General features: G+C 37.7%; 23 protein-coding genes and 1 pseudogene. 13 read left to right on the top strand and 11 right to left on the bottom strand.

Annotated elements, in window-relative coordinates:
* The first annotated feature begins 18 nt into the window (after window positions 1–18).
* Window positions 19–510, top strand: a complete 492-nt coding sequence (locus tag MN869_RS19535) for an Lrp/AsnC ligand binding domain-containing protein (protein ID WP_033133297.1) — start codon at window positions 19–21, stop codon at window positions 508–510.
* A 44-nt stretch (window positions 511–554) separates the two neighbouring features.
* On the opposite strand, the gene putP is transcribed toward MN869_RS19535, so the two are convergent.
* A complete protein-coding gene (putP, locus tag MN869_RS19530; protein ID WP_033133296.1) occupies window positions 555–2051 on the bottom strand; it encodes a sodium/proline symporter PutP in 1497 nt (498 codons plus the stop codon).
* Window positions 2052–2531: 480 nt separating this feature from the next.
* Here putP and aspA point away from each other — a divergent pair, with 480 nt between their 5' ends.
* Together aspA and MN869_RS19520 are read left to right on the top strand one after the other, a co-directional pair.
* Complete coding sequence (gene aspA / locus MN869_RS19525; RefSeq protein ID WP_033133295.1) at window positions 2532–3974, top strand: aspartate ammonia-lyase; 1443 nt, start codon at window positions 2532–2534, stop codon at window positions 3972–3974.
* A gap of 265 nt (window positions 3975–4239) precedes the next feature.
* Window positions 4240–5394, top strand: coding sequence for a lytic polysaccharide monooxygenase (locus tag MN869_RS19520; RefSeq protein ID WP_033133294.1), 1155 nt, complete (start codon window positions 4240–4242; stop codon window positions 5392–5394).
* Window positions 5395–5465: 71 nt separating this feature from the next.
* Here MN869_RS19520 and gcvH read toward each other — a convergent pair whose 3' ends face one another.
* The 4 genes from gcvH to MN869_RS19500 form a co-directional block, all read right to left on the bottom strand.
* Window positions 5466–5840, bottom strand: a complete 375-nt coding sequence (gene gcvH / locus MN869_RS19515) for a glycine cleavage system protein GcvH (RefSeq protein ID WP_005211933.1) — start codon at window positions 5838–5840, stop codon at window positions 5466–5468.
* Between the two features lie 80 nt (window positions 5841–5920).
* Window positions 5921–6946 carry an AraC family transcriptional regulator gene (locus tag MN869_RS19510; protein WP_004807680.1) on the bottom strand — a complete coding sequence of 342 codons (1026 nt, stop codon included), beginning with the start codon at window positions 6944–6946 and terminating at the stop codon, window positions 5921–5923.
* 128 nt (window positions 6947–7074) lie between these two features.
* A complete protein-coding gene (locus MN869_RS19505; RefSeq protein ID WP_004807678.1) occupies window positions 7075–7515 on the bottom strand; it encodes a MaoC family dehydratase in 441 nt (146 codons plus the stop codon).
* Entirely contained in the window at window positions 7515–9362 is a 1848-nt protein-coding gene (locus tag MN869_RS19500; protein WP_005189223.1) for an ABC transporter ATP-binding protein, read from the bottom strand. The genes MN869_RS19505 and MN869_RS19500 overlap by 1 nt, the downstream gene beginning before the upstream one ends.
* A gap of 681 nt (window positions 9363–10043) precedes the next feature.
* Here MN869_RS19500 and MN869_RS19495 point away from each other — a divergent pair.
* Window positions 10044–10406, top strand: a complete 363-nt coding sequence (locus MN869_RS19495) for a hypothetical protein (protein ID WP_004807675.1) — start codon at window positions 10044–10046, stop codon at window positions 10404–10406.
* Window positions 10407–10531: 125 nt separating this feature from the next.
* On the opposite strand, the gene MN869_RS19490 is transcribed toward MN869_RS19495, so the two are convergent.
* Both MN869_RS19490 and gltS read right to left on the bottom strand, forming a co-directional pair.
* Window positions 10532–11479, bottom strand: a complete 948-nt coding sequence (locus MN869_RS19490) for a metal-dependent hydrolase (RefSeq protein ID WP_033133293.1) — start codon at window positions 11477–11479, stop codon at window positions 10532–10534.
* Between the two features lie 232 nt (window positions 11480–11711).
* Complete coding sequence (gene gltS, locus MN869_RS19485) at window positions 11712–12941, bottom strand: sodium/glutamate symporter (protein ID WP_033133292.1); 1230 nt, start codon at window positions 12939–12941, stop codon at window positions 11712–11714.
* Window positions 12942–13464: 523 nt separating this feature from the next.
* Here gltS and MN869_RS19480 point away from each other — a divergent pair.
* The 3 genes from MN869_RS19480 (at window position 13465) to MN869_RS19470 (ending at window position 14521) form a co-directional block, all read left to right on the top strand.
* Window positions 13465–13782: a hypothetical protein gene (locus MN869_RS19480; protein WP_033133291.1), complete on the top strand. Its 318-nt coding sequence runs from the start codon at window positions 13465–13467 to the stop codon at window positions 13780–13782.
* Between the two features lie 149 nt (window positions 13783–13931).
* On the top strand, window positions 13932–14126 hold the full coding sequence (locus tag MN869_RS19475) for a hypothetical protein (RefSeq protein WP_005203190.1): 195 nt from the start codon (window positions 13932–13934) through the stop codon (window positions 14124–14126).
* Between the two features lie 92 nt (window positions 14127–14218).
* Window positions 14219–14521 (top strand): hypothetical protein, encoded by a 303-nt coding sequence (locus MN869_RS19470; RefSeq protein ID WP_005316041.1) that lies wholly within the window; start codon window positions 14219–14221, stop codon window positions 14519–14521.
* Between the two features lie 153 nt (window positions 14522–14674).
* On the opposite strand, the gene MN869_RS19465 is transcribed toward MN869_RS19470, so the two are convergent.
* On the bottom strand, window positions 14675–14917 hold the full coding sequence (locus MN869_RS19465; RefSeq protein ID WP_005203192.1) for a hypothetical protein: 243 nt from the start codon (window positions 14915–14917) through the stop codon (window positions 14675–14677).
* 859 nt (window positions 14918–15776) lie between these two features.
* Here MN869_RS19465 and MN869_RS19460 point away from each other — a divergent pair.
* The 6 genes from MN869_RS19460 to MN869_RS19435 all read left to right on the top strand — a co-directional run bounded on the left by MN869_RS19460 (window position 15777) and on the right by MN869_RS19435 (window position 20587).
* A complete protein-coding gene (locus MN869_RS19460) occupies window positions 15777–16430 on the top strand; it encodes a hypothetical protein (RefSeq protein WP_005316037.1) in 654 nt (217 codons plus the stop codon).
* A gap of 185 nt (window positions 16431–16615) precedes the next feature.
* Entirely contained in the window at window positions 16616–18487 is a 1872-nt protein-coding gene (locus tag MN869_RS19455; protein ID WP_033133290.1) for a phage capsid protein, read from the top strand.
* Window positions 18488–18748: 261 nt separating this feature from the next.
* Complete coding sequence (locus MN869_RS19450) at window positions 18749–19081, top strand: hypothetical protein (RefSeq protein ID WP_032882365.1); 333 nt, start codon at window positions 18749–18751, stop codon at window positions 19079–19081.
* Window positions 19082–19242: 161 nt separating this feature from the next.
* Window positions 19243–19755 (top strand): lipopolysaccharide transport periplasmic protein LptA, encoded by a 513-nt coding sequence (gene lptA / locus MN869_RS19445; RefSeq protein ID WP_033133289.1) that lies wholly within the window; start codon window positions 19243–19245, stop codon window positions 19753–19755.
* 160 nt (window positions 19756–19915) lie between these two features.
* The gene (locus MN869_RS19440; protein ID WP_004653154.1) at window positions 19916–20197 is read left to right on the top strand and encodes a hypothetical protein; all 282 of its coding nucleotides are present in this window, start codon (window positions 19916–19918) and stop codon (window positions 20195–20197) included.
* A 135-nt stretch (window positions 20198–20332) separates the two neighbouring features.
* Entirely contained in the window at window positions 20333–20587 is a 255-nt protein-coding gene (locus MN869_RS19435) for a hypothetical protein (RefSeq protein ID WP_005316029.1), read from the top strand.
* A gap of 35 nt (window positions 20588–20622) precedes the next feature.
* Here MN869_RS19435 and MN869_RS19430 read toward each other — a convergent pair whose 3' ends face one another.
* The 3 genes and pseudogenes from MN869_RS19430 to MN869_RS19420 all read right to left on the bottom strand — a co-directional run.
* Window positions 20623–21864 carry a mechanosensitive ion channel domain-containing protein gene (locus tag MN869_RS19430; protein ID WP_005316027.1) on the bottom strand — a complete coding sequence of 414 codons (1242 nt, stop codon included), beginning with the start codon at window positions 21862–21864 and terminating at the stop codon, window positions 20623–20625.
* Between the two features lie 120 nt (window positions 21865–21984).
* Window positions 21985–22524 (bottom strand): DUF2058 domain-containing protein, encoded by a 540-nt coding sequence (locus MN869_RS19425; protein ID WP_005203213.1) that lies wholly within the window; start codon window positions 22522–22524, stop codon window positions 21985–21987.
* A 3-nt stretch (window positions 22525–22527) separates the two neighbouring features.
* Window positions 22528–22638 (bottom strand): annotated as a pseudogene (locus MN869_RS19420) (DUF1275 domain-containing protein); the annotation flags it as partial.
* Window positions 22639–22715 lie beyond the last annotated feature (77 nt).

Genomic DNA, 22715 nt, shown 5'->3' with positions numbered 1-22715 from the left:
TTTTAGAGGAAAATTCAGTTGAATGGCCCTATTTATACACTAGATCGAACTGACCTAAAAATTCTGGATATTCTTCAAGCAGATGGGAGAATTTCTAATAGTAAATTGGCAGAATTAGTGAACCTGTCACCGACTGCGGTGATGGCACGTGTACAGAAACTGACAAAGGATGAATTTATTTTAGGGTATGAGGCAAAGCTCAATCCGAATAAGCTTAATGCAAATTTTTTGGTCTTTGTGGAAGTGTTATTGGATAAGACCACACCGCACGTGCTAGATGATTTTATTGATGCGGTGAACCAATATCCTGAGATCGTGGAATGCCATATGGTCAGTGGAGGTTTTGATTTTCTGATTAAACTACGAAGTGCGGGGATGGAGGAGTTTCGCCGTATTGCAGGGCAGATTTTATGGCAGCTCCCGGGTGTGAAGGAAACACGCAGCTATCCAGTCATGCAGGTGGTGAAAGACAGCTCTAAAATAAAAATTAAGTCAAAAACAAAATTTTAGATAAAAGAAAAGGGGCTCGAAAGCCCCTTAAATTTTGATCAAAATTATTTCATTTCACGCGCATAGATTTCATCAGCTTGTTCGAAGCGACTTGTCACCGCTGCATTTGGTGCTTTACCAAGTAAGCTCACCACAACGATGCTGATCAATGCAAAAACGAAGCCTGGAATAATTTCATAGATGCCGGTGTAACCGAAGAAATTTTTCCATAGGATGACTGTCAAAGCACCCACAACCATACCCACCAATGCACCGTTTAACGTCATACGTTTCCAGAACAATGAAAGAATAATCAATGGACCAAATGCTGCACCAAAACCAGCCCAAGCATAAGCAACTAAGCCTAGTACTTTACTTTCTGGGTTTTGTGCAAGAACAAGGGCAAGCATTGCAACCGCGATCACCATTGCACGACCAATCCAAACCAGTTCTTTTTGAGATGCATTCTTACGGATAAAGCCTTTGTACAAATCTTCTGTCAAAGCACTAGAACATACCAGAAGCTGACAGCTTAACGTACTCATGATTGCAGATAAAATCGCAGCAAGAATTACACCCACAACCCAAGGGTTGAACAAGATTTTGGTAAGTTCCATGAATACAGTTTCAGGGTTAGCCGTTACTGCTGCTGCAAACTCTGGGTGCATTTGGAAATAAGCGATACCGATAAAGCCTGAACCGACTGCACCTGCCAAACATAAAATCATCCATGTCATACCGATACGGCGTGCAGCTGGAATTGATTTTACCGAGTCGGCTGCCATAAAGCGGACAAGGATATGCGGTTGACCAAAATAGCCGAGACCCCAAGCTGCAGCAGAAAGAATCGCAACAACGCTTAAGTTTGTCGCAAAATCAAATGCATGTGGACGTACACTTTCAACAACTGCAGTAAACTCTTCCATACCAATGCCTAAAGACATGTAGGTCACGATTGGAAGCAGTAATAATGCAAAAATCATTAAGCCTGCTTGGAAAGTATCAGTCCAGCTGATCGCAAGGAAACCACCAATACACACATAACCAATGGTTGCGAATGCACCTAACCACAAGGCTGTGCTATATGGCAAGTGGAACAATGTTTCGAATAATCGTGCACCAGCGACCATGCCAGAAGCACAATAAATCGCAAAGAAAACAAGAATAATCAATGCAGATGTGACGCGTAGGATTTTCTTCTGGTCATCAAAACGACCAGTAAAGTAATCTGGTAAGGTGAGGGCATTGTTTTGTACTTCAGTGTGTACACGTAAACGTCCTGCAACCAAATACCAGTTTAACCAAGCACCGATAATCAAACCGATAGCAATCCACGATTCAGATAAGCCAGTTAAGTAAATTGCGCCAGGTAAACCCATGAGTAACCAACCACTCATGTCTGATGCGCCCGCAGATAAAGCGGTTACAAAACTGCCTAGACTTCGGCCTCCAAGAATATAATCGTCAAGGTTTTTGGTAGAAAAATAGGCGTATAAACCGATGCCAAGCATGGCCAGGATATAGACCACGAATACAACAACTGTGGGATTAGAAAAATTCATAATGGATGCCTGTCCTTACATATCCATAATTTGCAATCACACCTGAATAGCTAAAAAAATGATTTACTATTCTTGGGATTGATAAGGTCACAGATTCAAGCACAAATGATTTTTAAAATACTGTTATGTTTGTGTATTTTATTTGTATATTTTATGTAATTTAAAATAAGTGTATGAATCTTAATTTTTTAATTCAAAAAATAGGATTTTTTTTCATCAAAATATGAATGGTCTGCGTGCAAAAAAAACTCAAAATGTATGCAAAAGTTACAATTCATAAAATGTACAGATGTAGATTAAATTAAATCAGTTAAAAACTAGGCAGAAGTTTTGACATATAATGTTACAACAGCAACAATTCAGTGAAATTTGAATATAAAAAAATATAATGTTAAGCGCTTTTGCTAATGAAAAATTGCTTGGAATCTCTCATATTATTTCATTGCACCATTAGGGTGCATTGTCTGAGAGAAATGGAAAGTGGAAACGGTTCACACGGCAACGATAAGAATAGAGCATGATTTGCTCGGTGCAAAAGAAGTCCCAGCTGATTGTTATTATGGAATTCATACTTTACGCGCCATTGAAAATTTTAAGATTTCTTCGCAAAAAGTTGGACAAAATAGCTATTTTATTCGTGCATTGGCGCAAGTAAAGAAGGCTTCAGCTCAAGCGAATTTAAGTTTTGGTAAACTCACTGAAACTCAAAGTCTGACGATTCAACATGCTTGTGATGCTTTAATTACTGAAACTGAAAAATGGCAAGACTCATTCCCGATTGATATTTATCAGGGGGGTGCAGGCACTTCAATTAATATGAATACCAATGAAGTGATTGCTAATATTGCACTTGAATCATTAGGCCATCAAAAAGGTCAATACGATGTGATTCATCCAAATGATCATGTTAACAAGTCACAATCAACCAATGATGTCTATCCAACAGCGATTCGCCTATCAACTTACTGTTCTTTGGATGCTTTATTCACGCAAATGGATAAGTTGATTACTTCATTTGAAAATAAAGCGATTGAATTCCGCTATGTGTTAAAGATGGGCCGTACTCAGTTGCAAGATGCGGTGCCGATGACGCTCGGGCAAGAATTTCATGCTTTTGCGACCTTATTAAAAGAAGATGTGCGTTTGATTAAGCGTACCCGAGAAATGTTACTTGAAGTGAATTTAGGTGCGACTGCGATTGGCACAGGTGTTAATACACCAAAAGGTTATGCCATCAAAGCTGTATCCTGTTTAAAAGAGATTACAGGTTTGAATCTGGTCGGTGCAGAAGATTATGTTGAAGCAACCAGTGACTGTGGTGTATTCATTATTTTATCGAGTGCTTTGAAGCGTCTAGCATGTAAGCTTTCAAAGATCAGTAATGATTTACGTTTACTTAGCTCTGGACCACGGACAGGTTTAGGCGAAATTCAATTGCCTGAGCTGCAAGCTGGTTCTTCGATTATGCCTGCAAAAGTAAATCCTGTGATTCCTGAAGTGGTGAATCAGATTGCATTTAAAGTGATTGGTAACGATTTAACCATTACTTTTGCGGCAGAAGCAGGGCAATTACAGCTTAATGTGATGGAACCTGTGATTGCAATTTCATTGAATGAATCAATTGAACTGCTTACACATGCAATTCAAAGCCTAGATGAAAAATGTGTACGTGGCATCAAAGCAAATGAACAAGCTTGCCATGATGCAGTGATGCGCAGTGTCGGGATTATTACCTTGCTTGATCCACTCTTGGGGCATGCATTGTGTGATGAAATCGGTAAACAATGTATTGCTGAACATAAAACTATTCAAGAGGTGGTTTTAGAGCGTGATCTACTGACTCAAGCGCAACTGGATGAAATTTTCTCTTTTGAAAACTTGGTTTCTGAAGTCGATGGTATTCACGTAGATGATGTCGCTTAAATCCTGAAAATTAAGCTGTGATTAAAGCCCAGTTCAAATTGAATTGGGCTTTTTTGATTGCACTGAGAAATAATGGATTGGTGCAATAATTTGATCGGGTCATCATAAGCTTTTATTCCTGTGATCAAGTCAACTGACGTATTACAGATCATTACAGAGTAGGTGGTTGTCTTGTCTCGGCGGCTCACCTATGGTCTAAGAGGTGTCTTAAGAACACCAATGCTTAACAACAATAAATAAGTTAAATGACAAAGGTAGAATAAGGATGATGCATCACTTTATTAGACGCAGTTTAATCTCGATGGGAATATTGGTACTACCGATTATACCTTCATTGGTTTTTGCACACGGCTATGTACTGAAACCAGAATCTCGAGCCTATGCCTGTAAGTTAAATAAGAATACTCAATGTGGCAGCATTGTATGGGAGCCGCAGAGTTTAGAAGCTCCGAAAGGTTTTCCGCAGTCTGGACCACCAGATGGTCAAATTGCCAATGCCAATTTGAGTCAATTTTCAGAATTGAATGCCCAATCACCGACACGATGGGTCAAGACAAATTTGCCCACAGGTGCAAATGACTTTACTTGGCAATTTACCGCACAACATGTGACTCAAGGCTGGCGTTATTTCATCACTAAACAAGGGTGGAATCCTTCAGCTCCATTGGCACGTGGCTCTTTTGATCTGAATCCTTTTTGTACGGTGGATGGTAAGTACCAAAAACCTGCCAGCGTGGAAACACATCGCTGTTATGTACCTGCTGACCGAAGTGGTTATCATGTCATTTTAGCGGTTTGGGATATCGGTGATACCAGTAATGCCTTTTATAATGTTATTGATGTAAATGTCGGTTCAGGTCGTCCAACAACACCCGTGGATCCGCAACCACCGAAACCAGTTCAAAGCTGGAACGATATTGGTGATATTAATCCGCTTGATGACCTATCGGTAAATGATCGTGTATCGACACGAGTTTTTGATACCAATGGCGAAAATCCAAATTTAAAAACAGAATTACGAATTAGCAGTACTGCCAATGGTAGCCGAAATGTTTGGCCACGTTTATTAGCGGAGGCGATTAATCGAGAACATAGTGCCTTGCGCGCAGGTATTAAAAATGCACAGGGGGAGATTGTACCTGTAAGTGGCAAAAATGATGTTTATAGCAGTTTAAATAGTGGTATTCAGCGTGTTGAAATCAAAATTGAGCGTGCCCCGATCAGTGGTGATGGTTCTTATGATTTTGTTTATCCGAAGAATATCAGTACATATAAAGCAGGGACCACGGTATTGGGCAGTGATGGACGCACATATCAGTGCAAGCCTTTTCCTTATAGTGGTTGGTGTAGCATTCAAGCACATCAATACGTACCCGGCACAGGCTCGAACTGGCAGGATGCTTGGCTTTTAGTGAAATAATCAATGTTCTAACAAATAAAAAACCGAGGGTCTAACTCGGTTTTTTAATAGATCAGTCTGATTTATAAAAATTATAAACCTGATTCGTATTCGCTATTTGAAAGCAATTTTTCAACATCAGCCATATTGTCTGGCTTGATTTTGTAAATCCATCCTTTGCCATACGGCTCATCATTAACAAAATCAGGATCATCTTCAAGGTCAGTATTCACTTCAACCACAGTTCCAGAAACAGGCGCATGAATATCAGAGGCTGTTTTAACTGACTCAACAATGCCTGCTTGTTCGGTTGCGGTGACATGGCTACCCACTTCAGGGGTTTCCACATAGACTAAATCACCCAACTCATCTTGTGCATGATCAGTAATCCCTGTAACAACGAGGTCGCCCTCAATTCTTACCCACTCATGCGTACGTGCATATTTCAATTCTGCTGGATGATTCATGACAACTCCTTAACAATCTGTCGTATCATTTTTATTTGGTTTATACATGCTTTTCAATAAAAACAAAAGCTTTCGTGAACTTATAAATAAGGGTCTTTACGCCAGTTACTTGGGCTACGACCACTCCAACGCTTAAAGGCTCGGCTGAAATTCGCGACATCGGAATAACCGAGTTCATCTGCAATTTGTTCCAAACTATAATCGGTTCGAGACAGCAAAGAGGTTGCATGTCGGTAACGCACTTCATCCACGAGTGTAGAGAAGGATGTACCTTCCGCAGCCAATTGGCGTTTCAAGGTACGATCTGACATATGCAAGCGTTCAGCCACACTTTCAATACTCAGATAGTGCTGTTCTGAATTGGTTAAAATATCACGTACCCGCATTGCTAAACGACGACGTTCGCCTAGCGCTGAAAGTTCAGTTTCGCATTGGTTAATTGCAATTTGACTGGCAATGGGATCTGCATTGACCATTTTCAAGCCGAGATATTTTTTATCGAAGCTTGAAATCAGATGGGGCTGATTAAAACGCACTGTACTGGTTAATCGATCTTTATATTTTTCAAAGCCAGCAGGTTCAGGAAAGTCCAGATCAACTTCACCGCTGAGGTCATCAATGCCTGTGAGGGCTTTGGCCATGGTCATAATACCAATGGTTAAGCCTAAAATGATTTCAGTACGCAATGGCTCAACTTCAATATCACATTGTAGTTGTAAAGTTGCTTTAGGCCCGAAAGTCGAGAAATAGAGCTGTAAAAAGGGAAGGCGTAACTGAATGAAACGGCTTGCCAGAGCAATCGCATCGGTAATGTCATGCGCCGTCATAATGGCATAACCGATAAAGCCATGAATGGAAATACGCATCTGCGTACCTAGATGAAAGCCCAGTGTGCTTTCACCGGTAAGGCGTAAAGAGTGTTTCACCAATTCATTCGCAATCGGTGTTGGAATTCGATAGTTCGGATCAGCCAGTTGTTCGCTGGTTAAGTGAAACGGTGCAAACAATGTTTCATCGCTATATCCCCAGCGAGAAACGACATCTAATAGCAATAAGCCATAGACGCCTGGTATTCCTTGATCTTGACGAGTTGAGGTTGTTTTCATGTGCTTTCCGTGGCGCTCATCAATTTTGCCAATATCTTTTAAACATTTAAGTCTTAAACATCTTTACATGAAAAAAAATAATCAATCATAAAAATTGTTGGACAAAAGAGTCACCGAATATTCAAGAATCAAGTTGGTTTTCTAAAGACCATAATTTTGGTTGTTGATATTAATAGCACATCACCATATTGGTTCAAAGCTTGTGTTACGTAGCTGACGATACCACGATCATTTTTGGTTTTAGATGGCACAATTGCAGTAATTTCAATCTCTACGTGAATTTTATCGCCAACACGGGTTGGGCGAGGCCAGCGTAAGCTTGATTCAGTACCTAACAGGCCACCTGCAACAGGAAAGCATTCCGTCCATAAGCGCATGGTCACTGCAGAAGTATGCCAACCACTTGCGGCTAATCCTTGAAATATAGGATGTTCTGCTGCTGCTTGCTCATCCAAATGAAAAGGTTGGGGATCGTATTGACCTGCAAATTGTTTCACTTCTTCAAGTGTCATTTCATATTCGCGGCTGCTAAAACGATCACCAATATTTAAGTCTTCTAAATACAACATTATTCTGTGTCCTGAGTCACTCGCTGTTCAACTAAAAAACCACCTGTTTGGCGTTTCCATAATTGTGCATACAAGCCATCATTAGCAATCAGTTCCTCATGTGTTCCTTGTTCAGCAATTCGACCTTGATCAAGGACAATAAGGCGATCCATTTGAGCAATAGTAGATAAACGGTGTGCAATTGCAATGACTGTTTTGCCAACCATCAAGTCATTTAAACTACTTTGAATGGCAGCTTCAACTTCCGAATCAAGCGCACTGGTTGCTTCATCAAGGATGAGAATCGGTGCATCTTTGAGGAAAACACGCGATATTGCAATACGTTGACGCTGTCCACCAGAGAGTTTCACACCACGTTCACCAACGTAGGCATCAAATCCAACACGACCTTTTTGATCTGTCAGTTGGGGAATGAATTCTTCTGCTCTGGCTTTTTTAACCGCAAGTTGCACTTCCGCTTCAGTCGCATTTGGGCGACCATATTTAATATTTTCAGCAACAGTGCGGTGTAATAAAGAGGTATCTTGCGTGACTAATGCAATATTGGCGCGTAAGCTGTCTTGGGTAACATCATGAATATTTTGACCATCAATCAGAATACGACCTTGGTTGATATCGTAGAAATGAAGTAGTAATTGAATCAGTGTCGATTTACCTGCACCAGAACGGCCCACAACGCCAATTTTTTCACCAGGTTTAATGGTTAAGTTAAAATGCTCGATGACATTTTTTTGGTTATAAGCAAAGCTAACGTCCTCAAATCGGATTTCACCATGCTGAACTTTTAATTCAGTCGCATCTTTCTTATCCTGAATCTGGATCTGTTTACCTAGGGTGGTCATACCATCCTGAATGGTACCGACATTCTCAAATAGCATGGTGACATGCCACATTAAAAACTCAGCCATACTGTCTAGCTTCAGTACCATCGCCGTGGTTGCTGCAATCACTCCAATGGCAGCTTGCCCTTGTGTCCATAACCAAACTGATGTGCCAATGACACCAATATATAGAAATGCACTGAGTAGACGAATGCTGATTTCGTATTTGACCCCTAAACGCATTTGCTTATAAACCGTAACCATAAACTCTTGCATGGATTCTTTGGCATATTGGCTTTCACGGCCTGCATGCGCAAAAAGTTTTACAGTTTGGATGTTGGTATAAGCATCCGTTATACGGCCTGTCATGACAGCACGTGAATCCGCTTGTTTTTTGGAAATTTTACCTAAACGGGGGATAAAATAGCTGGCAATCACAATGAAAAAAACCAGCCACAACATTAAAGGAATAATAAGTACAGGAGAAATGGAGCCTAAGACCACACTAATCGTAATGAAGTAGATCAGTACATAAACCAGCATGTCACCTAGAATCATCCAGAATTCGCGCACAGCCAAAGCAGTTTGCATCACTTTGGCAGAAAGACGCCCTGCGAAGTCAGTATGGAAGAAGTCTAGACTCTGTTGTAATAACAAGTTATGGAAGCGCCAACGCATACGCATTGGGAAATTACTAAACAAAACTTGATGTTTCACTACAGATTGCAGGCTGACAAAGAAGATATTGGCAAAAAGGATGCTAATCAGGATGGTGAGGTTTTGTTGGTTATTTTCTAAGAATGTACTTGGGTGACTTTGTGTCAGCCAATCGACCAATTTGCCTATATAAGAGAAAAATAGTGCTTCGAAGCTTGCTGCGGCTGCAGTACATGCAATCAGAATAAAGAGATAAGGGCGGATGCCTTTGGTTGATTGCCAAACGAAAGCAAAAAAAGTGGTTGGTAATGGTTTGTTTAAGTCTTTCGTTGGATAGGGATCAACTAATTTTTCAAACCATTGCAGCATGCCGCATTTCCTCTAATTATACAGTACGATTCAGCTCACCCCTGTAGGATAGCAGAAAAGCTGCCAGAAGATGGTAAAAGAAAATAAATGATGAGAAAGGAAACAGACAATAGATCAAGCTTCTATTTTAAGTGAAGAAAAACTATTAGATGAATAGATGATAGAAATAGTAAGGATGTAATTTATAAAGATAGTGAGGTTGTTTTAATCATCAAGCTCAAGAATTACACCCTTGATAATATACTACTTTTTTATGAATTAAATGGCTTCACTAATAGGTAGAGGCAGAAACGAATAGCCAAAATAATAAAATAAATGAATTAGAAAATGAAGATCAGCAGCCACAGAGTTCGGTGGTGAATTCAATTAATGTTAATCCAGTAGATTTAGTTGAAATTTTTGTTGAGATTGGAAGAGATGCATTAGATGTGGCTTCATCAATTATAGAGAATATTGATGTGACTTTTTGATTAGAAAGTTTGTCTTATAACTAAGTGTAGTTATTTAAAATAGGGAGATATTAAATAAGGTTTTATTTAGTTATTCTTCATGCTTTGTTTTATGTTTTTAAACGTATTGGTGTTTGATTTTAAGGCGGTTTTTTGTCCAATATGATGTTATAATAAGTGAAAATTAATATATATAGAAACGGTGATGAAAATAATATCTATAGTTATACTTATGTTTTTATTCGGTATATGTCGTACAGCAGATGCTAAAAACTTTAAAGATGATTACGTTAATTTATCTGATGTTTATTTCAAATCTATAGATGATCAAATTCAATTTGAATACGGCTTAAGAGGAAAAGTAAAGTCGAAAAATGAGCAGTTAGAGGCAAAGCAAAAAGAATGCTTGGTTGAGAAGAGTAAAGTAAATCTACACAAGCTCATTATGGAACATTATTTAGAGTATCAGGGCTATATGCAGGATGCTGCTGAAAGTGTGATGGCCAAAGATGAATTTAATTTTACTCAAAATGAAGCACAAAAAAATTATGCAGTACTTAAAAATGAGTTAAAACAAACTAAATTTCCTTGTTAAGTAACTGTTAGTTATTGTTTCTACCTGCTGTATGTTTAAGCTCAAGTCTTGAAGAAAAACACCCTTAACGAATTAAGGGTGTGAAATTGAAAAGTATGATACTGATGAAGGATATTGCAAAAAAATTAACTTGCTACAGGCGTCTTGCCTGAGTTTTGAGTCATTTGTTCGAAATATTGTACTGCTGGTGAGCGGGCCATATATGCCAATGCCTGTTCAGTATCGCCTTCATGGACTGGGTTAAATTTTGGAGATGTCCAACGTAAAGTTGCTTTCCATAAATATTTAATGGTTGGCAGATTATCTGTTTGTGTTGCAGTTTTTTCAAATTCACGGATAAATCTAAAGAATCCGCGACGCATTAATTTTTGGATATCTTGATGCTCTAGATCTTGTTGTCCAAGGCTACGCGCAAAATCTGCAAGGAAGAAAATAAACAGAGGGAATACACCCATCATGATCACTTGTCGAGAGACATAGAAACCAAATTTGTTGGTGAGTAAATGCTCAAAAAGGTCATAGGCAACGCAACGATGCTCAACTTCTTCGGCAAGATGCCAGCGAAATAAGTCAGTCATAGCTGGATCTGCTGTATCCCAAGACTTGCTATCGAGTGTCCATTGTCCAATGGTTCCAGTAAAGTGCTCGATTGCAGCAATAACACCAACTCGGAACAACAACCAGTATTCCTCCAACTTTTCACTCTTGAGGAACGGTATCCCTAAAGGTTTGTCACCGAGAAGAATATTAAAAATAAAGTGAGCACGATTTAATGGATCTTGAATGTCATAACCATTTTCTCTCAAGAAATCTTGTGCTTTTTCGTGGGCACGGGCATGAGCAGCTTCTTGACGAACAAATCCGATAACTTCTTGTTTTAGGTTTTCATCAGTTACATAAGGGAGTGCTTTATTAAAAACTCGACAAAACCAAAATTCACCTGCAGGTAGCAACATATTGATACCATTGGCAATGTGAGAGCATAGCGGGTCATTTGGCATCCAACAAACAGAAGATTCCGAAAAATCAAAATATACTTTTCTTGCTTTTAGTTGATGATTTTCTGTGATCATACCTGTCACCCAATATAAAATTACGAATCAATTTGAATCAGTAATTTTTAGCATTGAGTAAAATTGTTCACCATGTGCTTATAGGACAAAAATACCTGATCTAGAGATTCTAAAGATAAAATAGCAAGAACTTCTCACTTTGAAGCTTGAAATGCCATACATAAAAAAACCATATCTATTGAAGATATGGCTTTAATAAAATCAATCAAGCAGTCAATCTATGACTTAGCAATTAACCAAAGATTTGTAAGATACTTTGAATAACAACAACGTTTACCAGATCAATAAAGAATGCACCGACAAGAGGAACAATCAGGAATGCTTTATGTGAAGGACCATACATGTTGGTAATGGCTTGCATATTTGCAATCGCATTTGGAGTTGCTCCCATACCAAAACCACACAGACCAGAAGCCAGTACTGCTGAATCGTAGTTTTTCCCCATCACACGGAAGGAGATATAAACAGCAAAGACCCACATTGCAATAGACTGAGCAATTAACAAAATGATCATTGGAATTGCAAGGTCTGCGAGTTGCCAGAGTTTTAATGATACCAGTGCCATGGCGAGGAAAAGCGCGAGGGCAGTGTTACCAAATACATCAATTGAACGATCAAAGATTTCTTGTTTTAAGCCTGTTTCTAACACATTACGTAACAGAATACCGCCGCCCAATGCCCAGACAAAGGTAGGCAATTCAATTGCAGTACCAATCGTCAGGTTCTTCATTGTTTCTGCAAACGCTAGCGCAAATGCAAACATACCTAAGGTGACAATTGCGTTGTCTGCAGTGATCAAACGAACTTTCTGTGGTGCTTCAAATGTGTATTCGCTATCAGTAAGCGGGGCATCTTTATTTTCTTCGCGTATTTCAGCGTTTAAAGGTGACGCCAGATTATGCTTACGAATAAGATAACGCGCTAATGGACCACCCATTAAACCGCCAACCACCATACCAAAAGTTGCACTCGCAATACCCATTGGTAATGCGCCTTCAACTGCGTATTTGGTTTCAAAAATTGGACCCCAAGCACCCGCAGTACCTAAGCCACCGACTAAGGCAATTGAACCTGCAACAACACCCATCAATGGATCAAGGCCTACGGCAGAGGCAATTGCCATACCAACGCCATTTTGAATGATGACAAAGAAGGAAATTGCAATTAAGAAGATGATTAATGGTTTGCCACCTTCTTTGAGTTTGGCGAAATTAGCACTTAAACCAATGGATGCGAAAAACATCAGCATAAAAGTGTCTTGCATTGGCTTATTTACAGAAATTGTATAACCCGCAAATTGATGGATTAAGTAAAAAATAATTGCGCCGACTAAACCGCCTGCAACAGGCTCTGGGATATTGTATTTTGTTAAAAACGGGATGTGCTTGTTTAAAATGCGTCCTACGTAGAGGACCAACACCGCTAGCATGAGCGTATATGTTGGATTAAGAATGAAATCCATAGATATCCTTAAAGTATGAACCGTTAAGAGCATAAAAGGCTCTCTGAGGGCGCTAGATTAAATTAAAAAAAACAGCTTTAAAATATGTGATGTGGTTAACAATTAAACATTGCTGCATCTAAATAGTTGTTGCAAAATATTTAAGTAAACAAAGAGTAAAATTACAGTAAATTTAAGCATTTAATTTAATGATTGTTTATTTGAGAAGGCATGTTGCTGCCATGGATTTCACATGAAATTGAGAAAAATTATTTTTTTGTCTGAATGGGATCTAAAAGGGTACTTTTTATACGCTTGCTGCAGCAAAATTTAGAATTTCAATCATGAATACGCTAGAGAAATGCAATATCAAGACGCTCTTATCGCGCAGGAACCATAAAGTTGCTGAATTCATAAGAAGTTACATTTCGTAGCTTAAATCCCGCAAAGCGCTCTACAATAAAAACAGAAAACGAATCGTTTATTTTGAAAAAGTGAATATATTTATTTGCTTAATTTTTTATTGGTTGTCTAGGTTACTTAAATGAATAAAAAGCATATTATTTTATCTTTACTTATCGGTTTAGTTATTGGTGGTTTAATCGGTTCATTCGGTTATTCAAAGACTACAGCACGTTATGATGCAATGACTACAGCTTGTGTCATGATGAATCAAGCGGTTGAAAATGAATTATTAACGCCACAACAGGTTAAACAGTTAGGCACACTGACTGGACAAAGTCTTAAGAAAGACTATCAATCGGTTGCTTCCAAATTTCAGTTTTCTGAAAAACAGCTGGCAAATGCTTCTGCAGGTTCAAATTGCAGCCAGTTTATCGTTGGGGTAAACGAAGCGAAATAATTTTAGTTCAAAAAAGCCCACTTCATGTTGGGCTTTTTTGAATTTTAGAAATATATGTTGGTTTTATAGTGCAATAGAAAAAGAAAATGCCCTAATTTACTGAGTAGGCGTATACTGTTTATACGTATTAGAATCATAAGGATCCAAAAATGCTTGTTAAATTTGCAGTTCGATTCATGGGTGTTCTATTTGCGGTATTGGCTCTGGTCGCTCTTGTGATTCATTTCTTCTTTTCTAGTAAGTTGACTACGGATTTATGGATTATCATGGTTCCGATTATTCTTGGTGTTCCAATGCTCACTTCCGTCATTGTTGCTAAAGATGATGAATTAAGTATCCAATAGAATTTATGTTTAATTGTACAAAAGCTTATCAAATGATGGGCTTTTTATTTTTATGTGGTATAAAAATAATTCCAATAATAAAGGAGCATAAAGTGTTTTTTTCTGAAATTGTTCAAACTTTAGATCGAGAATATGAGCTATTCATAAACTCTCAAAGCTATCAATCCTATAAAAACAGTGACATACAAATCAAAGCATTATTTTTGAGAAATGCGCTAAAAGCAATTAAATATCCGCATACTGGTTTAATCCCTTTAGGTGGTGGAGTGTATAAGCTACTGAATTTTGATCATTTTGAATTGGATATTAACTTATTCAATACACCCCAATTTCGTAATAAAACAGCTTTTATTGACTGGGTTTCTAGACGCTTAGATAAAGAGATCTGCCCATAACAAAAAACAGATGAACTAAATGTTTAGAAGTAATTTGATTTAGGTTCGAGTAGTGGCACTTGAAAATTAAAACGCTCATTTTCATCATTGATTTTGAGCGTTTATTCATTCTAGTTGCTTAGAAATGTGTTCTTGATGCTTAGTTGCTTGCGCTTATGCTATTTTTTTCATATGTTCCAAGCAGTCAATTGCGGTCCTACTTGTTACACTGAGTTCTCTAGCTAAAGTTTGGGCTTGATCCCAACCAAATATCTCTAATTTGACCAATAATAGCAGCGTCATTTCAAGATGATTTTTGCTCTTAATGATTTCATCAGAATTGTCAAGATCAATTAACATATCAATTTCAGTTTTGATATAGTCGATTGCTGCATCTTTTTGCCGTTTTTGATACATTTTTTTTCTCCTATAAAAGGTATCTCAATAATTAATAGAATACGGAAATAGCTTAATGATTTATTAAATTAAAATTAATTGAATATTAAATAAATAAAATGCTATAGGTATTCATTAATGTATTTCTCACTGCTTGCAGCGCGTCACTTTTATTTATAAGTTTGAGCTGAGAATAACTCTAAAATTGGCAATACTGAATCTTGCATCATTATTTTGTCAACTTTCAGGTTTAAATTTCACAAATAAATGAAAAATACTCTAATTTTATAATGCAATTTGTAAGCTTTAGTCAACTGACGGTTACATTTCGATTGGCCTTTTTTGTGTGTTTTGTGACAAGCATTAATAATTATTTATTTAATTCTGTTTTTAAGTTTTTATTTAATTTAATCAATAACTAAGTTTTAATAATAAATTATTTTTTGTATACTTTGAAATTGTAAAAGCCGACCCTAAATTGACAATTATGACGTTTTTTTGCAGTAATAAAATAGTGGGGTAGCAAAAATGAACGCAATGGAAGAATATTTGTCATTTTTTTCCTATATAGGTTATATGAAAAAAATATGTTTTTTATTAATGAATTAGCATGTGGCTTAATACAACATAAAAAAATTGAACTGTAAAGTTAACGAAGATAATAAATCTCTTGGAGATATTATTCAGTGTGTCTATGAGACAACAATACGGTGAGTTTAGGGCTGAACATGGTTTTGTGTTAAAATTACACAAGGATATAAGGGCGACCAGATGTCGGTTTCTTGTTTTTATTGATAGTCTTTAAAAAAAAATGATTTTTAAAAAATTGAAAATAAATTATTCTCTAAGCTCTTAAATTCAAATAAAAATAGGCATTAGGATGAAAAAAATATTTGTCGGGGTGATGGGAGTAGCAGTATCTCTCATGGGCGTAAATGGGTGGGCAGATACACCTTTACAAGTCAATTATGGGACACCTCAAGAGCTTGGACAGCGTACAGTCCAACCCATAGATCAGAATTATCGTAGTGAGACGAGCAGCGGAATTCAGACTTCTGTATTTGCAGAATATTATGGCTCTAGATTGCAGTCGGATGCGATTGATGGTCATGAGAAATTAAATGGCTTTGGTACAGGCGTTACATTTACAGCCTTGGATACCTTAAGTACAACATTTGGATTGAATTACCAAAAAAGTTCAGATTGGCACAGCACTGAAATCAATGTTAAAGGTGGCTATAAATTTTATAATCAAAATAATACTTATGCGAATGCAAGTATTGGTATTGGTTATGCATGGCTTGATGCAGATGACTATGATACTAAACTGCGTTATGTAACTTTGCCGATTGATTTTGAATTAGGTCACTATATTCAAAAGGATATTGCAGGCTATGTGGGACTTGGATATAAATGGCTGTACATCGAAAACTTTGACGATGCATGTACAGGTTATTTTTGTGAGAGCACCGCGTCTGATGTGTTAGATCTAGATGGAATCACTTATAAAGTGGGCATTCGTTACAATTTCTAAGAATCCGTTTTTGCAATAAAAGAGCTCGTCACAAGATGAGCTTTTTTATTGATCTGATTCAGTTTAGCTTTACATAAAGTCGAAATAAATGCGTACTTTTTGATCAATCCTTACTCATGCAAACAGTCAAAAAATCACGATCGCTTAAGATAAAGATTCAGTGATTAATGAGAGCATTTAAAAAAATGACAAATACTTTTGAATATAAACAAAAAAATTTAAAAACAACTCCCGGAATTAGCATCCAAACCTCAATGATTAATCGTTTTAGTCCAAAGTACTGGCGCATTGATGGTCCACAGACCATGTCGTTTGCAATTACCAATTATGGGAATGGCTTTGAAGCATCATTTCGCTCACGTACCACAACCGATCTTGCAGGGATTATTTGGGATTCATATGATGCGAAAGATCATAAGTTTTTGGCTTATGAAACTAAATATGATTACAGCGGTGTGATTTGGGATTTTGATATTGAACTCTCGGCATCTATGCCAATGTTAAATAATCCAACATTAACACCGACACTTACTGTGCAATACAAAGCCAATGGTGAGGACAAGGTTGCTTACATTGTCTTGTTTAACTATGCAAATCAGCCAGCATCTCGCTCGGCACATATTCATATCAATTGGAATACAGTCAAAGCGGGGTTTTCAGCAACAGAGTCTTTTCCTGTCACCAACATTCAGCGAATTTCGTTTTCAGGTTTTACGAGCAGTTATAATGGGCATTCTACCCAGCCTTTAGCCCAAGTCGAAGATGGCTATATTCGTTTAACGAATTCGGTAACCACAGGGCCAAATGCCAAACTTACGCTCAAGCGCGTTTCTGTTCCACAACATGACTACGGCATCTGTACCAGCTACGATGACCATTATGATCTGAATCCACAGCGCTTGGTCGATAATATGCAGGCTTTGGGTTATCACGGTTTGATCAATCATTATTGTGGTATGTCAAAGTATCCTGAAATGTCTTGGAACAGTAGTATTAATAAATGGCAAATTCCAGATACGTTGGTGACCAATCAATCTGTTGTAAATCCATGTACACGTAAATGGCATGAGCGTTTTGCTCAAGCATTGCAAAATGCTGGGATGCAGCCTGTATTTGGTGTCAGTTTTGAAATGTACTCATTGGGCGCAAATGAATTCTGGGCACAGCGCGATTGGAATAGTAATTTAGGCCGTACGGGGTATGAACCGCCAAGTTATTTCTTTAGCCCGTGTGATCAAAATGCACTTGCTTATCTACATAAAGCGTTTATTGAGTTTGCTGATACGATGGCTGTAGGCGGCTGCCCTGTAAATATGCAAATTGGTGAACCTTGGTGGTGGTATAATCAGGGTACAGATTTACCATGTGTCTATGATTATCCAACTAAACTGGCATTTAACGCAGACACGGGATTGTATGCACCAGACTTGGGCACGATTTATGATGCAGTAAATAAAACAGGCACACCATATGATGAGTTTAAGGCTTGGTTACGCAATAAACTAGGACAGACATGTCGAGATATTCGTATAGTGATTAAAACCAAGTATCCAACAGCAAAAGTGTGTCCACTGATTTTCTTTCCAACGATTCGCACACCGATTGAAACCTTGGCGACAGATATCAATTATCCAAGTGAGCACTATAGTTATCCGAATTTCGATTATATCATGACGGAAGCCTATGACTGGATTTTGGAAGCGCGTTTAGGCTTGGCTCATCAGGCGGTTTCAGAGATTCCTACACAAGATTTGAACTACCCAGCTGATAAAGTGGCTTATTTAGCAGGATTTGTTCCTGATTCCTCAATTGCTCACCTCTATGGATTTGATAAGACTAAGCCTTATCGAACACCAATTTGGCAGCGTGTATTTGGAGATATGAAGAATAATAATCCTTTAGGACTGATGAAGCAGTTTATCTGGGCCTATCCGCAAGTGATGCAGGATTCTGTGACGATTGATACTGTACAGGCACCGAATGGATTCTTTGTCGAAAATACACTGTATACGCCAATTAGCGATGATACGCCGTATCCACCTGAGATTTATTTATAATTAATACTTAGACTGGAAGTGGTTTTTTAAATTAAAAGCCACTTCTATTTTCATCATTTACCTAATTTTTTAATAGAATGATTTGAATCACGAAGTGAGTACTGGCGGAACATCCATAGAATTTTTTTTTGATCATACACTGTTAAATTTTTCTTACCCAACTGGTACAAAAGATATCTGCGGTGTCGTACTTTAATGATAAATTAGAACAAATGACCCGCAATGGCGGATTTCTATGAATTTATCGTATGCAGCATTGTTATGAAAATCAGAATTCTATCTCTAGGCTTAATCTCCATCTTATTTGTTGGTTGTAACAAGCAGCCTGAAGTTAAAAGTGAGAAGGCGCAAGAAAGTTTTGAAGTCGTGGACAATAAAATCTCCGAATACATGGACATCTTGGATAATCCAGATACACCAAAACAAGAGCAGACACGTGTACTTTGCAAAGATTATCCTAATCTATATGAATCAAAGTATATTCCTGCTTTACTAAAACTTGCACCTAAGGACTATAGCAAAGAGAAGTTGATGTCTGATTTAAAAGTATCGACTGATTATTATGCTGAAAAACTGGATATCAATTGTCAATAGACTGGCTTAGAGAGGAGATTTTCCTCTCTTATTTTTACCCATCAGGAATTTTCGCATATTTAGAGTCAGTATTTACGCTCATTTAATTATTTCAAATAAGAATTAATCTCATCTTGTGCTAAGATCAGCCGTTTATAAATGCATTGATCTAAAATAATATCATGATGAAGAAAATTGTTTCGATTACATCAATTTTGATGTGCAGTACATATATTTATGCGCTTGAGTCTGACTTTCAGCAGTCGATTTATATTGAAGCTACAGATACGCTTTATAGCCCAAATCAAAGTTCCTTTTCGGCTTCTAATATCCAAATTAAACAAGGTACGATTGATATCCAAGCGGCTAAAGCCATAGGAACTTTGAAAAATGGCCAGCCTTATCAACTTGCGCTTATGGGAAGCCCTGTCAGATTTCAGCAAAAAGTGAGTGAAGAAAAGGGAATGGTTTATGGTAAGGCCAACCACGTTGAGTACAGCACTTCAGCAACTGAAATTGTATTAAAAGGTAATGCATCCATTATCATGGATGGCTCCAGTATTTCAGGTGAAACGCTAAGATATAATTTAACCATAGGTGATGTTGAGGCTCGTGGTAGCTCGAATAAACGCGTTCAGATGGTTATTCCACCACAGAAAAATGTGCAAATGAAGCCGCTGATCAGAAGTCAGTAGGCGAGTCAAAGTACTTCCATTTGCTTATTTAGCTCATAAAATTGTTATTCTTGTATTTGCGCGCCAAAATCTGTCGTTTAGTTGACTTTATGGACTTGAAAAACTGGAAATAGAACATATTATAATTTTTTTCTTATTCTGATATTACAGGCGGAATACGGTGAACGAAGAAGTTTTGTTACCTGCATCACGAGCGACTGCAATTTCTAATGCAAATGTTAAAAAGTTAACAGTAGATAAAATTCTCTCAAAAATTTCCAGTACGATTAAATTAAGAGCCAGTGACGGTGATCGAGATGCCTTACAACAATTTTCAAAACATGAAGTCAGTAGCGAAGATGCGGATATTGTTGTAACTGAATTAAAGGAAGCAGGTTATAGAGTTTTCTTAAATCCTAATTTTACCAATACCAATATTCAGTTTCAGCTAGAGTGGGACTGATTCCTAAAGACCGTAAAAAGCTCCAAATTTGATTGGGGCTTTTTTATGCGCCATTTTCTTTTCTAGAAGTAAAACTTATCCCTAAATGTTTAATAAATTTGTTTATAATGTTGAAAAATCAATTTAGAGCGATGGATGAGTTTAAAAGGATTGCTCTTTGTCATGTTAGGGATGGCATTGGCTTTTGCCAGTTACTTCTACTGGGATTATAAAAAAACGGGTGGTTATCAGAAGAATAGTGATGGCTATTATGGTTATTTTTTTCCGAGAGACAATGGATTAAACAATCCAGCAGATTGTGAATTAGCAAATACAGAAAACCCAAAAGAGCCACCAGTATCAGCGGAGTGGATGCAAGGGTGTAAGAAGTACTTTGAGATCAATCAATAAAAAAGCACCTGACGGTGCTTTTTTATTGAGCTAGATTAGGCTTTATCGGTTTGTTCAGTAGAGAGTAACTGAAAATCGTGACCTGATGGTGCTTGATAAATTCTCAAGCCAAATTCAGGAATAATTGCAATCAAGTGATCAAAAATATCAGACTGAATTGCTTCATACGAAGCCCATGCAATGGTATTGGTAAATGCATAGATTTCTAATGGTAAGCCTTCACTGGTTGGTTGCATTTGACGTACCAAAATAGTTTGGTTTTGGGCAATCCCTTGATGCTGACGTAAGTAAAATTCAACATAAGCACGGAACGTCCCAAGATTGGTTAAACGACGTTGATTATACTGAGACTGATTACTCAAGTGATTGTTGAACTCTTCAATTTCAGATTTCTTAGCATCGAGGTACTGATCAAGTAACAAGAAGTCTTTGAGCTTTTGTTGTTCGGCATCAGACATGAAGTGAACACTGCTTTGATCTAGGAACAGTGAACGTTTAATGCGACGGCAGCCAGACTCACTCATCCCACGCCAGTTTCTAAAGGTGTCAGTCACCAGTTTGTTTGTTGGAATGGTTGTAAACGTCTTATCAAAGTTCTGTACGGTCACCGTATGTAATGACATATCAATGACATCGCCGTCTGCATTTAAAGATGGCATTTCAATCCAGTCACCAATACGAACCATGTCATAAGAAGCGATTTGAACACTGGCAACCAAAGAAAGAATGGTATTTTGGAACACCAACATCAATACCGCAGCCATTGCACCGAAGCCTGCAAGTAGGGTAAACACATCTTTTTTTAAGAAGGTTCCCAAAATCATGAGGCCACAAACAACGAATAAGATCAGTTTAACAAGTTGCAGATAGCCCTTAATCGGCTTATTTCTAGACTTGGGATTACGTTGATAAATTAAGTTAAAAATATTCAGCGCTTCACTGACAGTAAGTGCTAGGGTCAGGAAGATAAAAGCCTGCGCACCCATTTGTACAAAGCTGATGAATTTCTCTGGTAGATGTGGAATCGTGGTAATGCCATTCATGATGACAATCGCAGGGACGATATTGGCAAAACGCTGAGTCACACTATGTTGTGCGAAAATTGATTGATTTGGAGATTTAAATTTTGTAACTAAATGGCGAATACCACGGACGATAATTCTTTTCGCAATAAAGTTGGCAAGTGCCGCAAACAAAATCAAAATGATGAATGCAATCGCTGTTTCTAGCCATGGGTAATGGCTTAACTCACTACGCAAATACTTTAAATAATCCAAACCCAAAACACCTTATAAATTCTTTGAGCGGGAATTGTAAGGTGTAATGGTGTTTTATATTAACTTGATCACAGTTTATATACGATTTGTAAAGGCGTCTTTACATAACTGTTGGATGATTTACCACATTAGATCATCAGGAATCACATATGCTGCATATGGATCTTCCTCATCGGTAGTTTGATCATTTTTCTCGGTATTGTTATTTATCAAGATAAAACCTTGCATTTTTTGATCAATTTTTTCCGCAAGCGCTTTAGGTAAATAAGCGTAACTGTCTTGATCTTTGGCAATCACAAGTGAACCTGAAACAAGGGCATTATACACTTGCTGTGAAAGATAGACTTTTTTGATCTTGCCCTCATCAATAAATTGATAAGTTACGTCACCTTCAATTTCTTTTACTTTATGATGTTTAATCATCTGGATGATCGAAGCTTTTAGGGCTTTCTCTTCCAGTACAGCTTGCTTTTCTTGATTCAATGCTTGGTCTTTGGCTAGTTTTTCTTGTTTGGCACGGTCGATTTCAGCTTTCAATGCCGCATCATCATTTTGTCCAGTACGTTGGCCATGTTGTGCTTGCTTCGTTAATTTTTTTGCTTTCTTATTATCAACCAAGCCCGCTTTTAACAATTGAGCTTGCAATGCATTTTTAACCATAATTCAATCCAAATTTGAGTTTGATGAAGAACGAAAATAGAAAATCCAGTAGGCGACACTCATTGCTAAGCTTAATGCTGCTGGAATGAGAAAGGTCTGTAAGTTTAAATAAGGGGCTTAGGAAGTTAAAGAGGATCATTGCGGAGTAGTTTCAGCAAATCGAGGTATAAATTACTATGCCGATGATTGAA

It is taken from the genome of Acinetobacter sp. NIPH1876 (assembly GCF_022808535.1).
GTDB classification, from domain to species: domain Bacteria; phylum Pseudomonadota; class Gammaproteobacteria; order Pseudomonadales; family Moraxellaceae; genus Acinetobacter; species Acinetobacter higginsii.
Note: the sequence above shows the minus strand (reverse complement) of the source record. Positions and strands in the feature narration are given on the sequence as shown.

Coding starts and splice junctions, on each gene's coding strand:
- MN869_RS19510 (WP_004807680.1), bottom strand. CDS start 6,946: ATGAAAACAACCTCAACTCGTCAAGATCAAGGAATACCAGGCGTCTAT.
- MN869_RS19490 (WP_033133293.1), bottom strand. CDS start 11,479: ATGATCACAGAAAATCATCAACTAAAAGCAAGAAAAGTATATTTTGAT.
- MN869_RS19505 (WP_004807678.1), bottom strand. CDS start 7,515: ATGTTGTATTTAGAAGACTTAAATATTGGTGATCGTTTTAGCAGCCGC.
- MN869_RS19425 (WP_005203213.1), bottom strand. CDS start 22,524: ATGGTTAAAAATGCATTGCAAGCTCAATTGTTAAAAGCGGGCTTGGTT.
- gltS (WP_033133292.1), bottom strand. CDS start 12,941: ATGGATTTCATTCTTAATCCAACATATACGCTCATGCTAGCGGTGTTG.
- MN869_RS19435 (WP_005316029.1), top strand. CDS start 20,333: ATGAGTTTAAAAGGATTGCTCTTTGTCATGTTAGGGATGGCATTGGCT.
- lptA (WP_033133289.1), top strand. CDS start 19,243: ATGATGAAGAAAATTGTTTCGATTACATCAATTTTGATGTGCAGTACA.
- MN869_RS19455 (WP_033133290.1), top strand. CDS start 16,616: ATGACAAATACTTTTGAATATAAACAAAAAAATTTAAAAACAACTCCC.
- MN869_RS19500 (WP_005189223.1), bottom strand. CDS start 9,362: ATGCTGCAATGGTTTGAAAAATTAGTTGATCCCTATCCAACGAAAGAC.
- MN869_RS19465 (WP_005203192.1), bottom strand. CDS start 14,917: ATGTATCAAAAACGGCAAAAAGATGCAGCAATCGACTATATCAAAACT.
- MN869_RS19460 (WP_005316037.1), top strand. CDS start 15,777: ATGAAAAAAATATTTGTCGGGGTGATGGGAGTAGCAGTATCTCTCATG.
- gcvH (WP_005211933.1), bottom strand. CDS start 5,840: ATGAATCATCCAGCAGAATTGAAATATGCACGTACGCATGAGTGGGTA.
- MN869_RS19475 (WP_005203190.1), top strand. CDS start 13,932: ATGCTTGTTAAATTTGCAGTTCGATTCATGGGTGTTCTATTTGCGGTA.
- MN869_RS19520 (WP_033133294.1), top strand. CDS start 4,240: ATGATGCATCACTTTATTAGACGCAGTTTAATCTCGATGGGAATATTG.
- MN869_RS19480 (WP_033133291.1), top strand. CDS start 13,465: ATGAATAAAAAGCATATTATTTTATCTTTACTTATCGGTTTAGTTATT.
- MN869_RS19450 (WP_032882365.1), top strand. CDS start 18,749: ATGAAAATCAGAATTCTATCTCTAGGCTTAATCTCCATCTTATTTGTT.
- MN869_RS19495 (WP_004807675.1), top strand. CDS start 10,044: ATGTTTTTATTCGGTATATGTCGTACAGCAGATGCTAAAAACTTTAAA.
- putP (WP_033133296.1), bottom strand. CDS start 2,051: ATGAATTTTTCTAATCCCACAGTTGTTGTATTCGTGGTCTATATCCTG.